The sequence below is a fragment of the Xanthobacter oligotrophicus genome (assembly GCF_008364685.1).
Taxonomy (GTDB): domain Bacteria; phylum Pseudomonadota; class Alphaproteobacteria; order Rhizobiales; family Xanthobacteraceae; genus Xanthobacter; species Xanthobacter oligotrophicus.
In genome coordinates, this window is sequence record NZ_VTTL01000003.1 from 359,048 (window position 1) to 372,727 (window position 13,680).

The 13,680-nt window shown below is 69.8% G+C and carries 14 protein-coding genes and 1 pseudogene; 5 read left to right on the top strand and 10 right to left on the bottom strand.

All coding sequences use genetic code 11. The annotated features are described in order from the left end of the window. The first annotated feature begins 98 nt into the window (after positions 1–98). Positions 99–416, top strand: coding sequence for a hypothetical protein (locus FZ033_RS23985; protein ID WP_188079345.1), 318 nt, complete (start codon positions 99–101; stop codon positions 414–416). Between the two features lie 40 nt (positions 417–456). On the opposite strand, the gene FZ033_RS06515 is transcribed toward FZ033_RS23985, so the two are convergent. Next, positions 457–1,413, bottom strand: a complete 957-nt coding sequence (locus FZ033_RS06515; protein ID WP_149575326.1) for a pirin family protein — start codon at positions 1,411–1,413, stop codon at positions 457–459. Positions 1,414–1,729: 316 nt separating this feature from the next. On the opposite strand from FZ033_RS06515, the gene FZ033_RS06520 reads away from it, so the two are divergent. The 3 genes from FZ033_RS06520 to yihA all read left to right on the top strand — a co-directional run bounded on the left by FZ033_RS06520 (position 1,730) and on the right by yihA (position 5,634). Beyond that, complete coding sequence (locus FZ033_RS06520; protein ID WP_188079346.1) at positions 1,730–2,296, top strand: hypothetical protein; 567 nt, start codon at positions 1,730–1,732, stop codon at positions 2,294–2,296. A 352-nt stretch (positions 2,297–2,648) separates the two neighbouring features. After that, positions 2,649–4,871 carry a transglycosylase domain-containing protein gene (locus tag FZ033_RS06525; protein ID WP_149575328.1) on the top strand — a complete coding sequence of 741 codons (2,223 nt, stop codon included), beginning with the start codon at positions 2,649–2,651 and terminating at the stop codon, positions 4,869–4,871. A gap of 109 nt (positions 4,872–4,980) precedes the next feature. After that, a complete protein-coding gene (gene yihA, locus FZ033_RS06530; protein WP_149575329.1) occupies positions 4,981–5,634 on the top strand; it encodes a ribosome biogenesis GTP-binding protein YihA/YsxC in 654 nt (217 codons plus the stop codon). A 123-nt stretch (positions 5,635–5,757) separates the two neighbouring features. Here yihA and FZ033_RS06535 read toward each other — a convergent pair whose 3' ends face one another. The 8 genes and pseudogenes from FZ033_RS06535 to FZ033_RS06565 form a co-directional block, all read right to left on the bottom strand. Continuing rightward, the gene (locus FZ033_RS06535) at positions 5,758–6,381 is read right to left on the bottom strand and encodes a 2,3-bisphosphoglycerate-dependent phosphoglycerate mutase (protein WP_149575330.1); all 624 of its coding nucleotides are present in this window, start codon (positions 6,379–6,381) and stop codon (positions 5,758–5,760) included. 259 nt (positions 6,382–6,640) lie between these two features. Continuing rightward, a complete protein-coding gene (dapB, locus tag FZ033_RS06540; RefSeq protein ID WP_149575437.1) occupies positions 6,641–7,456 on the bottom strand; it encodes a 4-hydroxy-tetrahydrodipicolinate reductase in 816 nt (271 codons plus the stop codon). Between the two features lie 127 nt (positions 7,457–7,583). Beyond that, complete coding sequence (locus FZ033_RS06545; protein WP_232847367.1) at positions 7,584–7,877, bottom strand: DUF1330 domain-containing protein; 294 nt, start codon at positions 7,875–7,877, stop codon at positions 7,584–7,586. An 81-nt stretch (positions 7,878–7,958) separates the two neighbouring features. Continuing rightward, positions 7,959–8,240: pseudogene (locus FZ033_RS24260) on the bottom strand (DUF1330 domain-containing protein); the annotation flags it as partial. Positions 8,241–8,257: 17 nt separating this feature from the next. Next, positions 8,258–8,962 (bottom strand): orotidine-5'-phosphate decarboxylase, encoded by a 705-nt coding sequence (gene pyrF, locus FZ033_RS06550; protein ID WP_149575331.1) that lies wholly within the window; start codon positions 8,960–8,962, stop codon positions 8,258–8,260. Further along, the gene (locus FZ033_RS06555) at positions 8,959–9,723 is read right to left on the bottom strand and encodes a histidine phosphatase family protein (RefSeq protein ID WP_149575332.1); all 765 of its coding nucleotides are present in this window, start codon (positions 9,721–9,723) and stop codon (positions 8,959–8,961) included. The genes pyrF and FZ033_RS06555 overlap by 4 nt, the downstream gene beginning before the upstream one ends. Before the next feature lie 59 nt (positions 9,724–9,782). Next, positions 9,783–10,400 carry a class I SAM-dependent methyltransferase gene (locus FZ033_RS06560; protein WP_149575333.1) on the bottom strand — a complete coding sequence of 206 codons (618 nt, stop codon included), beginning with the start codon at positions 10,398–10,400 and terminating at the stop codon, positions 9,783–9,785. Positions 10,401–10,555: 155 nt separating this feature from the next. Next, positions 10,556–11,200, bottom strand: a complete 645-nt coding sequence (locus FZ033_RS06565) for a TetR/AcrR family transcriptional regulator (protein ID WP_188079347.1) — start codon at positions 11,198–11,200, stop codon at positions 10,556–10,558. 78 nt (positions 11,201–11,278) lie between these two features. On the opposite strand from FZ033_RS06565, the gene FZ033_RS06570 reads away from it, so the two are divergent. Further along, positions 11,279–12,313, top strand: coding sequence for an NAD-dependent epimerase/dehydratase family protein (locus FZ033_RS06570; protein WP_149575335.1), 1,035 nt, complete (start codon positions 11,279–11,281; stop codon positions 12,311–12,313). Positions 12,314–12,347: 34 nt separating this feature from the next. On the opposite strand, the gene dnaJ is transcribed toward FZ033_RS06570, so the two are convergent. Next, positions 12,348–13,487, bottom strand: coding sequence for a molecular chaperone DnaJ (dnaJ, locus tag FZ033_RS06575; protein ID WP_149575336.1), 1,140 nt, complete (start codon positions 13,485–13,487; stop codon positions 12,348–12,350). Positions 13,488–13,680 lie beyond the last annotated feature (193 nt).

A 13,680-nucleotide genomic window follows, 5' to 3' on the forward strand; every position in this document is an offset into this window, starting at 1 on the left:
TCACGCAATTGCCAGGGACGAAAGGGGAACGCAAGCCCGGCACCGGCGTTGATTCCGAGCTGCGGAGGCGTTGTTTCCGCACCTTGGAGGATGTTTCCGTGAACAGCAGGCCATCTGTGTCGCCGGATCGCTCCGCCCAGACCGAAGCCCGGCTGGACGAGGCGCTGGAGGAGAGCTTCCCGGCCAGCGATCCCCCCGCCGTTTCGCGTCCCGACCCGGCGCCGAAGCAATACCCCGCGCCCTCAGGGCCGGACGAAGCCGCGCGCGCCGCCGGATGCGAGCACAAGGCTCACGATTCGCAGACCCTCGACGAGGCTCTCGACGAGACATTTCCGGCCAGCGATCCCCCGGCCATCGTCCAGCCCCACGGCTCGGACGAAAACGACGAGGCGGCGCAGAACTGCCCCCTCCCGTGATTCTTGGAGCAGGACGCGGACCGGTCTTCGCGCGCCGGCTTTACGGGCGCGGCGCCTGAGGCCTCGGCCGGCCGGCGCCGTCCTCGGGGGCCGGGATGAACTCGTCGTGATCCATGGGGATGAGGTCGAACCGCCCCTCCCGCCATGCGGCCTTGGCGGCATCGAGCCGCTCCAGGTCCGAGGACACGAAATTCCACCAGATGTAGCGCGGGCCTTCCAGCGGCTCGCCACCCATCAGCATGAGCCGCGCCGGCGTGATCGCCCGCGCGCTGGTGGCAAGGCCCCGGCGGATCACCAGCATGCGCCCCGGCTCGAAGCGGGTGCCATCCACCTCCACCTCGCCTTCCAGGGTGAACACGGCTCGATCCTCGTGGGTGGGGTCGATGGGCAGGCGCGCGCCGGGCGCCAGCGTGATTTCGGCATAGGTGGCCGGCGAGGCCAGCGCCACCGGAGACGCCGCCCCGAAGGCGCTGCCCAGGATGATGCGCGCCGTCAGCCCGCCGTCGGACACCACGGGCAGGTCCTCGGCGCCGGTGTGGAGGAAGTCCGGGGCGTCCTCCTCCCGCGCCTTGGGCAGGGCGATCCAGCTTTGGATGCCGAACAGCGGGCCACCGCGCGCCTTCACGGTGGCGTCGTGCCGCTCGGAATGGACGATGCCGCGTCCGGCGGTCATCAAATTCACCGCGCCCGGCGCGATCACCCGCTCGTTGCCGAGGCTGTCGCGGTGGACCATGATGCCGTCGAACAGGTAGGTGACCGTGGCAAGCCCGATATGGGGATGCGGACGCACATCCTGCGCCTGATGGGCGGTGAAGCGCACCGGCCCCATGCGATCGAAGAAGATGAACGGCCCGATCATCTGCCCTTGGGCCGAGGGCAGTACGCGGGCCACCTCCATGCCGCCGATGTCATGCGCGCGCGGGATGATCACCGTCTCCACCGCGTCGCAGCTGCTGGCATCTCCGGGGGTGGGGTCGGGGCAAGGGGCAAAGCTCACGGCAGGCACTCCCTGGCGGGCATGTTGTCCGCGCACGCATTCTTGGCATGGAATCCGGGCCGGAGCTTGCCCCCATCGCGCGGCGCGGTCAAAGGGCGCGACGGGAGGCCATGTCCCGGCTTGAAGCGAAGTACCATCGCCGCCACCCCCGCGTGGGATGGCGGCCCCTGCTCCCCGCTCAAGGGCAGGCAACGCCCTTCCCCTCTCCGGCCCGCTCCTTCAAACCGTGTCGCGCGGCCCATCAAACGGCCTATCTTGCCGCCGATCATGGGGCTGACGCAGGGAGACGATGATGCGCGGCGGGACGCGGAGGAGGGTGCTGGCCGCTCTGGTGGCGAGCCTGGCGGTGGGAGGAACGGGCACTGCCGGCGCTCAGGTCGGCATCCCCCTGCGCCCGGCGCCGCTCACCCCGGCGGCGCCCGTGGTGCGGCCGGCCCCGAAGCCGGTGGCGCCGCTGGCGCGTCCCCCGTCTGTTGCCCCCTCCGTGGCCCCGCTGAAGCCGGTCGGCGCACCCGTGGGAACCGGACGCCTGCCGCCGCCCGCGCCGCCTGCCGCCCTTGGCCCGCCGACACGGCCTCCCCCGCTGGTGCCACCCCAGCGCGGCCCAGTGATGAGCGCGCCCCTCGCGGCGCCCCTTGCCGCACCGCTTCAGCCGGCCCCGCCGCCGCTGGCCGCGCCCTTGATGAATCAGGTGCCGCCGGTGATCCTCCCCGCGCCCACGCAGAGCTGGGGTCCCGGCGGCCCGGTGGGGAACGGCGGCGCACTGGGCATGCTCCAGCCGGGAATGGCGGCGGGGCTGGTGGGCGCGCCCCCCGCCAACGGCATGTGCTGGTACTACCGCACGCCAGACCGCCGCACCGGCTTCTGGGACCGCTGCCGCTAGAGCGTTTTCGAGCGAAGTGGACACCGGTTCGCGTGAAGAAAACGCGTTAACACAAGGTTCTAGAGCGATTTCCGTGAGCCAAGGCGAGCGGAAAACTCTCTAGGTGTTGTGAGACGAAACGGGTCGGTTGAGCCGCGACAGGCGCAGAACCCTCTCCCGCTTGCGGGGGAGGGGGCCGACGGCGGGCCTCCTGAAGCCCGGGCACGACCTCCTTAACGGGTCCTTATGCCGCTGCCGTTAGGGTGCCTTCCGCTGCGCTGCGCTTCCGCCCCATTTTGATGCTGCAAGGGACGTTGCAAGGGGTACGGCTCCCGCAGTGCGGCGGACGGGGGCACAAGCAACGGGATCATTCATGACGGCACGCGGACGAGGCGAGGCAACGAGGCGGGAACCGGTGCTGGAACGCCCCGAATCCCTGTTCGACATCCGTCTCGACGCTCGCGACCGCTCCGCCCCGCCCCCGGTGGACCCGCCGCGCCGGGCCGCACGCGCCGCCAAAGCCGCCAAGCCGTCCCCCGAGCCGAAACCCGCCCCCGCCGAGCCCCGCCGTGGCCGCGCCGATCCGCCGGCGAAGGCCAAGCCGGCCCGCCGCCGGCGGCGTGGCTCGCTCCTGTTCGGCCTGATCAAGTGGGGCCTCATCCTCGGCGTATGGGCGGTGCTGGCGCTGGCCGGCGTCATCGCGTGGGAGGCCTCCAAGCTGCCGCCCATGCAGACGCTGATGATCCCCAAACGTCCGCCCACGGTGACCGTGCAGGCCGCCGACGGCAAGACGCTGGCCACCCGCGGCGACATGGGCGGCGTCGCCGTGCCCATCGGCGAGCTGCCGCCCTACCTGCCCAAGGCGTTCGTGGCCATCGAGGACCAGCGCTTCTTCAGCCATTTCGGCCTCGATCCGGAGGGCCTCGCCCGCGCGCTGGTCACCAACCTCACCTCGCGGCGGCTGCGGCAGGGCGGCTCGACCCTGACCCAGCAGCTCGCCAAGAACCTGTTCCTGACCCAGGAGCGCACCGCCTCCCGCAAGGTCCAGGAGCTGGTGCTGGCCCTGTGGCTGGAGCACAAGTTCACCAAGGCCGAGATCCTCGACCTCTATCTCAACCGGGTCTATTTCGGCGCCGGCGCCTATGGGGTGGAAGCCGCCGCCCAGCGCTATTTCGGCAAGTCCGCCCGGCAGGTGACGCTGGCGGAAGCCGCCATGCTGGCCGGCCTCGTCAATTCCCCCTCGCGCCTTGCCCCCACCCGCAACCTGAAGGGCGCGCAGGCCCGCGCCGGGCTGGTGCTCAACGCCATGCGCCAGCAGGGCCTGATCACCCCGGAGATGGCGAGCACGGCACTCGCCCGCCCGGCCCAGCTGTCGCGCGCCGGCATGCCGGATTCTTCGGGTTATGTGGCCGACTGGGTCATGGACCAGCTCGACTCCTTCGTGGGCGAGGAACTGCCCGGCGATGTCACCGTGCGCACCACGGTGGATGCCGGCCTCCAGCAGGCGGCGGAAAAGGCGCTGGAGGACACGCTGGCCAAGTCCGGCGGCAAGTTCGGCGTCGGCCAGGGCGCCCTCGTGGTGCTCGACACCGACGGGGGGGTCAAAGCCCTCATCGGCGGCCGCAATTATGCCGACAGCCAGTACAACCGGGCGGTGACCGCGCGCCGGCAGCCCGGCTCCGCCTTCAAGCCCTTCATCTACCTCACCGCCATCGAGCACGGCCTCACCCCCGAGACCGTGCGCGAGGACGGCCCCATCCAGCTCAAGGGCTGGCGGCCGGAGAATTCCACCCACGAATATCGCGGCCCGGTGACGCTGACGCAGGCGCTGGCCCTGTCGCTGAACACCGTCTCGGTGCGCCTGACGCTGGAGGTCGGCCCCAAGGCGGTGGTGGCCACGGCCAAGCGGCTGGGCATCGCCTCGCCGCTGGATCCCAACCCGTCCATCGCGCTCGGCACCTCGGAAGTCTCGGTGCTGGAGCTGGCCGGCGCCTATGTGCCGTTCGCCACCGGCGGCATCGGCGTCATCCCCCACGTCATCGACGTGGTGAAGGGCGCCGACGGCAAGGTGCTGTACCAGCGCAACATTTCCGGTCCCGGCCGGGTCATGGACCCGGCCTATGCGGCCATGATGAACCACATGATGATGGAGACGCTGGCGAGCGGCACCGCCCGGCGCGCCGATCTTCCCGGCTGGGAGGCTGCGGGCAAGACCGGCACCTCGCAGGATTATCGCGACGCCTGGTTCGTGGGCTACACCGCCCGCTACGTCACCGCCGTGTGGCTCGGCAACGACGACAGCTCCCCCACCAAGAAGGCGTCCGGCGCCAACCTGCCGGTGGAGATCTGGAGCCGGGTGATGAAGACCGCGCACCAGGGCGTGCCGGTTGCCGAGCTGCCGGGGGGCCTGAGGTCCTACGGCTTCGGCGGCGCCGGCTATGGCGCGCCGGGGGGCAGCCTCCTGCCGCCGGAGAGCCTGCCGGATGATCGCCCGCCCGCCGTGGTGGGCCAGATGCCGCCGCCGCCCCAGCAGGAACAGCCCATGACCATCGACCGCTGGTTCGCCGAGACCTTCCTCGGCGCCAAACGGCAGTAATGCCAACGGCTCCGGTCTTCGACCGGTGCCGAGAGGGCGACGCTCAGGCGCCGCGCGGGCTTCACACCAAGCGCTTGCGCCGGGCGCATTGCTCCCCGATAACGCCCTCATGACCGATACCGCTTCCGACGCGCCCGACCCCTTCCTGGAAATCGGCCGCCTGCTGTTCGCCGGCGACTGGCAGTTCGTCACGGCCGCCCCCACCGTGGAGGTGCTGCCGCCCATGGTGGGCATGGAGATCGCCCTCGCCGGGCGCTCCAACGTGGGCAAGTCCTCCCTCGTCAACGCGCTCACCGGCCGCAAGGCGCTGGCGCGCACCTCGGTGACACCGGGGCGCACGCAGGAGCTGATCTTCTTCCGGGTGGGGCCTGAACTGTCCCTGGTGGACATGCCCGGCTACGGCTTCGCCAAGGCGCCGAAGGAGAAGGTGGAGGCCTGGACCCACACCATCAAGGCCTATCTGCGCGGCCGGGTGAACCTGGCCCGCGTGTTCGTGCTCATCGACAGCCGCCACGGCATCAAGCCGGTGGACGAGGAGATCCTCGACCTGCTCGACAAGGCGGCGGTGTCCTACGCCATCATCCTCACCAAGTCCGACCAGGTGAAGCCCACCGCCCTGCCGGCCGTGATCGCGGGGGTTCAGGAGAAGATCAAGCGGCGGCCGGCGGCCTATCCGGTGGTCTTCCCCACCTCCAGCCAGACCGGCGCCGGCTTCCCCGAGCTGCGCGCCGCAGTGGCCCGGCTGCTCCACGAGCAGGGGTAGGGTTCCCCAGCAGCACTCGATCATAAACCGCGCCTGCCACCCGGCACCGGCCTGCCCCTCCCCCGCAAGCGGGAGAGGGTTCACCAGCGGTTCTGAACGTAAACCGTGCCGGCCGCACGTCCCTCACGCCACCAGGTCGCGCTTCTCCGCCACCGTGGAATCGGCCGCCAGCTTGTAGACGATGGGCGCGCCGGTGTTCAGCTCGCGCTTCATGATGCCCTCGGGGGAGAGCTTCTCCAGCGTCATGATGAGCGCGCGCAGCGAATTGCCGTGGGCGGCCACCAGCGTCACCTGTCCGCGCAGCACGCACGGCAGGATCTCCTGCACATAATAGGGCAGCGTGCGGGCAACCGTGTCGCGCAGGCTCTCGCCGCCGGGCGGGGCGATGTCGTAGGAGCGGCGCCAGATGTGCACCTGATCCTCGCCCCACTTGGCGCGGGCATCGTCCTTGTTGAGGCCGGAGAGGTCGCCGTAGTCCCGCTCGTTCAGCGCCACGTTCTTCGTGGTGGGCACACTCTCCTGACCCATCTCGTCGAGGATGAGACCGAGGGTCTTCTGGGCGCGGCTGAGGTCGGAGGTGAAGGCCACGTCGAACTTCAGTCCCTCGGCCTTCAGCAGCGCGCCGGCGCGCTTGGCCTCGGAGACGCCCTGTGCGGTGAGGTCCGGGTCGCGCCACCCGGTGAACAGGTTCTTCAGGTTCCACTCGCTCTGCCCGTGACGGACGAGGACGAGGATGCGGTCGGACATGGAAAGCTCCTGGGTGGTCTCCGGGCGTGGCTCCCGGCTCGAAAATCTGCGGATGGGAAACGGGGCTCACAGCCCTTCAGGAAAATCGTCCGTGCCTTCTTCGGACGTCATGGCCGGGCTCGTCCCGGCGATCCACGCGGTGAGGCTGGGATCAGCTTCCCGACGTTGCCGCCAGCGGTTCGGCGTGGATGCCCGGCACAAGGCCGGGCATGACGGCCGAAAAACCAATTCAGACATGTGACGCTTCCAACAAGAGCGCTCAGAAATCCCCGAGGCCGAGCACGTCGGCCATGGAATAGAGGCCCGGCTCGCGGCCCTTCAGCCAGCGCGCCGCCGTCAGCGCGCCGCGGGCGAAGATCATGCGGTCCTCGGCCTTGTGCACCAGCTCGATGCGCTCGGCCTGGCCGGCGAAGATCACCATATGCTCGCCCACCACCGAGCCGCCGCGCAGGCTGGCAAAGCCGATGGCGCCGGGCTTGCGCGCGCCGGTGACGCCGTCGCGGCCGCGCTCGGAGCACTCGTCGAGATGGCGCCCGCGGCCCTGGGCTGCGGCCTCGCCCAGAAGCAGCGCCGTGCCGGAGGGCGCATCCACCTTCTTGTTGTGGTGCATCTCCACGATCTCGATGTCGAAGCTGTCGTCCAGCGTCGCCGCCACCCGGCGGGTGAGGGCGGCCAGCAGGTTGACCCCGAGGCTCATGTTGCCGGACTTCATGATGGGCGTGCGACGGGCGGCGGCGGCGATGGCGGCATTGTCCTCGTTGGAGAAGCCGGTGGTGCCGATGACATGGGCGATGCCCGCCCCAGCCAACGTCTCCGCCAGCCGCACCGAGGCGGAGGGGGTGGAGAAATCCACCACCACGTCGGCGCCGTTGAGGGTCGGGGCCGCGTCGCTTTCCACTGTCACGCCGTTGGGCGTCAGGCCGCTCATGGCCCCGGCATCCTCGCCGAGAAAGGACGAGCCGGAATATTCCAGCGCGCCCACCAGCACCAGGCTCTCGCTTTCCGAGATGGCCTTGATGAGGGCGCGGCCCATGCGGCCGCCGGCTCCGGAGATGACGATGCGCAGCTGAGGCACGGTTGGGTGAGACACGGTTCTTCTGGTCCTTCGCGTGGCCGGGCGGCGCTTCACGGCGCGCCGGCAAAGACGGTGGCACGGCCCTGCGGGCATTGCCTTGGCGAGAACGGCCCCATGGGCCGGCCCGTCAGGAGGGGGGCGCCTCGCGCCCGGTATAGCCGGAGATGAGGACAAGGTCTGCCACCGACGCCGACTGGCGGATGGCGCGTGCCCGCTGGTAGCCGGGCGAGAAATAGCAGGCTCGCGCCGTCTCCACGTCGCGGTACGCGATCACCACATAGCGCTGGCGTCCGAGGCCATCCAGTAGCTGATGCCGGCCGCCACGCACCAGGAACCAGGCACCGTATTCGGCGAACGGCTCCGCAGTGGCCGCCACATAGTCCTTGTAGCGCTCGGGATCGGTGATATCGACCTTGGCCATCCAGTAGCCGCGGGGCTTGTCCGGCGTGCCCTCGGGCGGGGGCGCCGCCGAGGGCTGGGGGCCGTCATGGCCCTCCACCGCCGCGAGGTCGGCGATGGCGGTGGCCCGCCGCATGGTCCTCACCGGCTGGTAGTCGGGGGCCTCGTAGGTGGAGACCGCCACCTCGAAGGAGGGCAGCTCCACCAGCACGTTGCGGTGGCGCTTGATGCCCTCCAGATGCTCGAAATCGCCGCCGCGCACGATGAAGCGCAGGTCGTGCTCCGCCGCGTAGCGGGCGTTGGCTTCCCGGTAGGTGATGTAGTCCACCGGGTTGACCACGTCGAGATTGAGGAACCAGTAGCCCTTCGCCATCGCCCCCTCCATTGCCCCGTTCCCGGCCGTCAGGCCCCCGCCAGTTCCGCGAGGATGGCCTCGGCCGCCGCCACCGGATCCTGCGCCGCCGTCACCGGCCGGCCCACCACGATGCGGTCGGCGCCGGCGGCGATGGCTTCGGCCGGGGTGGCGAAGCGCTTCTGGTCGCCCACCTCCGCCCCCTTGGGCCGCACCCCGGGTGTCACCACCCGGCGGTCCGGCCCGAGGATGGCGCGCACCATGGCCGCGTCGGTGGGCGCGCAGATGACCCCGGCGATCCCCGCCTCCAGAGCCTGCCCGGCGCGCAGGCGGACCGTATCGGTGACGCCCATGTGGTAGCCGGCAGTGGCAAGGTCCGCGTCGTCATAGGAGGTGAGCACCGTCACCCCCAGCACCTCAAGCGGGCTGCCCTTGGCCCCCCGCGCCGCCGCCGCCATGGTCTGGGGATAGGCATGGACGGTGAGGATGTGCACCCCCCGCTCCGCCGCCGCGGCGGTCGCCCGTTCCACCGTGTTGCCGATGTCGTGCAGCTTGAGGTCGAGAAACACCTTCTTGCCGGCGCCTATGAGGTCGGCGGCAAGGTCCAGCCCCCCCGCGATGGAGAGCTCGAGGCCGATCTTGTAGAAGGTCACCACGTCGCCGAGCTGCCAGACCAGGGCCTCGGCCGCGCTCACGTTGGGATAGTCGAGCGCCACGATCATGCGGTCGCGGACTTTCGCATCGACAAGGCTCATGGGCCCTCCTCCGGTGCGCACGCGAGCGCTGCGCCCTGTTCCCGCGCGCCGGCTGGCGCTGTGCTGTCTTCACGGGCACCAGCCTGGGCTGGGCCGTCTTGTCGGGCGCCGGCCTGTGCCGCGCCCTCTTCCCCGGCGCAGGCGTGCCCTGCGTCCTCTTCCCGAGAGCAGGCCATGCCTGCCCTCTCTTCCATCGTGTGCCAGCGGTCCGGGCGCGCTCCCGCTCCGGCGCGGAACCAGCAGCCGCCGCCCACCGGCGGCTGGTCATGGATGCGGGAGATGGGGTAGCCCGCCAGATGGCACAGAAGCAAGGTGCCGACCCCGCCATGGCCCACAAACAGAACTGGAACCTGTCGATGGTCTTGAAGTTCGGCGAGGGTTCGGGTGACGGCGGCGACGATTCGCGTCTGCGCGTCCTGCGCCCGCTCCCAGCCTCGCACACTCTCCTCCGGGCGGGCGAAGAAGGCGTCGGCCATCTGCTGGAATTCAACTTCCGGCAGGTAACCTGTTGCGGAACGGTCGTTTTCCTCCATCCCCCGAGCCACCTCGACGGCAAGGCCAAGGGCCTCGGCGAGGAGCGCGGCGGTCTCCTGCGCCTTCACCTCGGTGGAGGAAACGATTCGCCGGTAGGGGGAGAGATCCGCGCATGCGGCAAAGGCGCGCGCGCGCGCCCGCCCGACCTCAGACAGGCCCCAGCGGGGCACCGGCACGGCCGGGTCCACCGCGACCTGAGGGTGGGTTAAATAAAGGAAATCCGTCACTTAAGGGCCCCGGCGGTGTGGCCGTCCGGGCGCCGGGCGGCGCCGGCGGCACGGAAACCTCAGGGCCGGCGATAGGCCCAGACACGGGCGGGGGGAATATTTCTCCACACCCGCGGCGAACGCTCGCCCTCGATGGCGCCCGGCACCAGCGGCACCGGCGTCACCACCGCATAAGTGAACTGCACGAACGGCGAGCCGGGGGTGGACATGTCGAACGCCTCGTTCACCATGCGGTGCCGCTCGCTCTCCGGCATGGTGAAGAGCGGCAGCGACGAGATGGTGCCCACCGCCTTGCCGGGCAGGCGGCCCGTCAGCGTCTTGGCGAGGGTGTAGGCCTCGCCGTTGATCACCGTGGCGCCGGGATAGCGCAGGCGCAGCAGCGCGCAAAATTCCGGGTTGTACTCGATGAGGAACAGGCGCTCCGGCGCGAAACCGCGCTGGATCAAGGCCTTGGTCACCGGACCCGTGCCGGGTCCAAGCTCGATGACCGGACCGTCCTGCTTCGGGTCGAGATAGCTCGCCATCATCTTGGCCAGAGCCGGGCTGGACGGCGCCACGGCGCCGGTCTTGAGCGGATTCTGGAACCACGACTGCAGAAAGCGAACCTCGTCCTTGAGATTCGGCTTCGGAAGCAAGGGCTTGTGAAGCGGCCGGCGCTGGTCGTGGGAGTGAAGCATCAACGGCACCTCGGGCGCCCGAGAAGAAACGGATATCAGGCGCTTAGACGGGAAAGCAGGCGGGGTCAAGGTTCGTGCCACTCGGCCAGGGGACGCGTCGTCCGATCGGCTTCAGATGCCAACCGATGGGACAGGGCGTTCCCCGCCCCGGGTTTTCAGCGACGGATTGACCGCCCAGGCGAGTTTGGCCCGGTCGGATCCGGCTCCAGCACCCCGTTGAGGAGGGCGTCGAGGGCGGTGGCGAGAAGGTCCTCTTCCGATGGCGAAAGAAAGGCAGAGCAGGTGAGTTTCAGGCTCGCCGTCCCATGGACCAGGATCCAGAAGGTGAGCGCGAGCGCGGCCGGATCCTGCCCCGGCTTGAGCCGGCCTGCCCTGTGGAGGTCCTCGAAGGCGCCGGCGAGCAGTTGAAATGCCGCAGGCCCCGCCTCGTCCTTGCCGCCAAGGGCGCTGGCGGCGAAGTCCGGCTCCATGAAGATCAGGCGGTAGGTCTCGGGATCCCTCCGGGCAAAAGCGGCATAGGCCAACGCCAGCGCCCCGAGGCGCGCCACCGGGTCCGGAACCACCGCAGCCTCGGTCAACGCAGCGAGCAGGCTGCGCATGCCGCCCTCCCCGAGCGCCCGGGCGATGGCGTCCCGATTCGCGAAATGGAGATAGAGGGCGGCGGCCGAATAGCCTGCCGCTTCGGCGATGCGGCGCATGGTGAGGGCCTCGAAGCCGTGTTCCAGCACGATGCGCCGCGCCTCGTCGAGGATACGGGCGCGGGCGTCTTCCTTGCGGCGGGCACGGGGGGCGGACGGCAAACCATCGTCTCCGGGATTGACATGAACAACGTTCAGTTTATGAACCATGTTCAGTGAACACTGTTCAGGAACACTCTAATGCCCGTCGCCATCGCCTCGCAAGCCTCGCCCCGCATCGGTCTCGTCGGCGCCACCGGATCCGTCGGCGCCAGCATCGCCGCGGCGCTCACCGACGCCGGCACTCCCTTTGCCGCCATCGGTCGCTCGCTCACGGGCCTGACCCGCGCCTTCACCTCCCGGCCCGAAGCCGAGCTGAGCACCATCACTCCCGAGCTGCGCACCTGGAACCCGGACGATCCCGCCACCATCCGGGGCGCGTTCCGGGGCCTTGAAACCCTCGTCTACATGGTGGGCGTGCCTTACGACGCCTTCCATCTCCACCCCCAGCTCATGGCGCGTACTGTCGAGGCTGCGGCGGCGGAGGGGGTATCGCGCCTGCTGCTCATCGGCACCGCCTATCCCTTCGGGCGGCCGCAGGCCGCGTTGGTGGACGAGACCCACCCGCGCACGCCGCATACGTTCAAGGGCCAGATGCGCAAGGCGCAGGAAGACGTGCTGATGGAGGCGGACGCGGCGGGCCTCATCCGCGCCACCATCCTGCGCCTGCCGGATTTCTATGGGCCTGGCGTGGAGCGCAGCTTCCTCTCCGACATCTTCGCCGCCGCGGCGGAGGGCCGGCGGGCGAAAGTGATCGGCCCCATCGACGGGCCGCACCAGTTCGTCTTCGTGCCGGACGTGGGGCCGGTGGTGCGCACCTTGCTTGCCACCGACGCCGCCTTCGGCCGCACCTTCAACCTGGGCGGCGCCGGCACCATCAGCGTACGGGAGGTGGCGGAGCGCGCCTTCGCCCTGGCCAATGCCAGACCGCGCCTGATGGTGGCGAACAAGACCATGCTGCGCCTTGCGGGCCTGTTCGACCCGGTGATGCGCGAACTGGTGGAGATGAATTATCTGATGACCACGCCGGTCATCATGGACGACACAGCCCTGCAAGGCCTCACCGGCCCCCTCATCGGCCCCATGGCGAAGACATCCTATGCCGACGGCATCGCCCGAACCATGGCGGCAGCGACTGCGGCAGCACGTGCGTCGCGGTCCCGGCAGGCCGCGTGAAGGCAGTCCCGCCGGTCAGTTGCGGGGAGGCCCCTCAGGCCCCCTCGCCGGCGGCGCCCTGGAAGAATTCCTTCACCTTGGCGAAGAAGCCGGTGGATTCGGGATGGGTCTCGCCGGAGCATTCCTTGTCGAACTCGGCGAGCAATTCCTTCTGCCGCTTGGTGAGCTTCTGCGGCGTCTCCACCACCACCTGCACATACATGTCGCCGTGGTTGCGCGCGCGCATGATGGGCATGCCCTTGCCGGAGAGGCGGAAGCGCTTCTGCGACTGGGTGCCCTCGGGGATTTTCACCTTGCTCTTGTCGCCGTCGATGGTGGGCACCTCCACCGCGCCGCCCAGTGCCGCCGTCACCATGGAGATCGGCACCCGGCAGTAGAGGTCCGCACCCTCGCGCTGGAAGAAGGTGTGGGGCTCGATGGAGAGGAAGATATAGAGGTCGCCCGCCGCGCCGCCGCGCACCCCGGCTTCGCCCTCGCCGCCGAGACGGATACGGGTGCCGTCCTCGACACCGGCGGGGATCTGCACCGAGAGGGTCCGCTCGCGCGTCACCCGTCCGGCGCCGCCGCAGTCGCCGCAGGGGTCCTCGATGACACTGCCGCGGCCCTGGCAGTTCGGGCAGGTGCGCTCCAGGGTGAAGAAGCCCTGGGCGTGGCGGATCTTGCCGGCGCCGCCGCACATGCGGCACGCCTTGGGCTGGGTGCCGGGCTTGGCGCCGGTGCCCGAGCAGGTCTCGCACGACACCGAGGTGGGGATCTTGATCTGCGCGGTCTTGCCGGAGAAGGCCTCCTCCAGCGTGATTTCCATGTTGTAGCGCAGGTCCGCCCCGCGGCCGCGCTGCTGGCCACCGCCCCGGCCCCGGTTCATGGCGCCGCCGAACAAATCGTCGAAGATGTCGGCGAAGGAGGACGCGAAATCATTGCCGAAGCCGGGACCACCGCCGCCGCCATTCTCGAAGGCGGCATGGCCGAAGCGGTCATAGGCGGCGCGCTTCTGGGGGTCCTTCAAGACCTCGTAGGCCTCGTTGACCTCCTTGAACATAACCTCGGCTTCCGGATTGCCGTGGTTGCGGTCCGGATGCCACTTCATGGCGAGCTTGCGGTAGGTGGCCTTCAGCACCGTCTCGTCGGCGCCGCGGTCGCAGCCGAGGGTTTCGTAATAGTCGCGCTTGGCCATGCTCAATTTTCACCCGCCGCAATCGACCTGCCCTGCCGTCCCGCCCGAAGGCTTAGCGGACAGTCTTCAACATTCTGAACAGATCGTCACTGCCGGCCTTGGCCGGCGATCCACGCATCGTGGCCGGGAACACGCTTTTGGGCGTGGCTCCGGCGGACCTGCATGGATGCCCGGGACAAGCCCGGGCATGACG